This is a genomic window from Synechococcus sp. H60.3, from assembly GCF_047462295.1.
GTDB lineage: Bacteria > Cyanobacteriota > Cyanobacteriia > Thermostichales > Thermostichaceae > Thermostichus.
Window position 1 is genome coordinate 1 of record NZ_JANSIY010000208.1, and the last position, 1,117, is coordinate 1,117.

Annotated in this window: 1 protein-coding gene and 1 pseudogene; both read left to right on the forward strand. The window is 69.7% G+C overall.

What is annotated here, in order from left to right; translation table 11 throughout:
• A pseudogene (locus NW841_RS12810) lies at positions 1–891 on the forward strand (hypothetical protein); the annotation flags it as partial.
• A partial coding sequence (locus tag NW841_RS12815) for a hypothetical protein (protein WP_414386774.1) occupies positions 879–1,117 on the forward strand: 239 nt, incomplete at its 3' end. The pseudogene NW841_RS12810 and the gene NW841_RS12815, both read left to right, overlap by 13 nt.

Below are 1,117 nucleotides of genomic sequence, written 5' to 3' on the forward strand. Positions count from 1 at the left end.
TACGAGCGCGTGCAGGCGGTGAACCCGCTGAGCGTTGCGGAGCGTGCGCGGCTGGACGCCCTGCGCCGTCAGGCGCGCGCGGTGGTGCGCCCTGCGCCCGCGCGCCCGCTGTGGGCGGAGACGCTGCCCGTCGCGCTGGCGTTTCTGGGCGTCGGGCTGGTGCTGCTCATCGGCTTCGCGCTTGTCTTGCGCTGGAGTGCGCCGCCTGCACCTGCGCCGACCCAACCTGTGGCGTCCACGGCTGAGAGCGTTCCACCGCCCGCCAGCCCGCCGCCCAGCGCAACGGTTCCTGCGCCGACCCCCGAGACGCCCCCGCCCAACCCGCCGCAGGCGGTTGTGCCCCCCGTGATGATTGACCCGTCGCGCCTCGCGCTTGCGCCCGCGCAGTCGAATCCCCCGCGCGGCGAGATTCCGACCCTACCTGCCCCTGAACCCGAAACGAAACCCGCGCCCAAGAGCGAAACGCCCAAGCCCAACGGCGACCGCCCGCGCGACGCCGAAGTGATGCCCGATGTCAAAGTCGAGGAGACCCAGCGCGGCGTGTACGAAATCCGCGTCGAGCGCGCGCCGTCCCAGTCGCCCAGTCGCGGCGCGACCACTTCGCGGGCGACAGATGCACTGACACAGGCGCAGAACCTGCAACGCGCGGGCAACTACCGCGAGGCGATCCAAGCCTACCTGCAGGCGCTGCCCACCGCGCCGAACCCCGCCGAAGTGCATCAGCAAATCGCCACCTGCTACCTGCGCATCGGCGACAAGGCGAACGCGCGCGCCCACTTCCTGCAAGCCATCGCCGAATACGAGCGGCAGATTCAAGCGGGGCGCGAGGTGGAGACCGCGCGTCAGGGCATCGCCGCGTGCCAGAACGGTCTGCTGCTATGCAACGAGTAGCCGCGCTGCTTGGGGTCGCAACTCTGATTCTCGCTGTTGGCTGGGCGCAGCCGACGCTCCTCATCTTCACCGACCCTGCGCCGCCAATTCAGCATAACGACCAGCCCTACGACCCGAATGTTGACCTCAAGCCGCACCTGACGCCCTTTTTGCAGGAGCTGCGCAAGGCGCGTGTGGAGTGGTACAGCCCGACGCACCCGATTGCCCAGCAGTTCGCCCAGCAGCG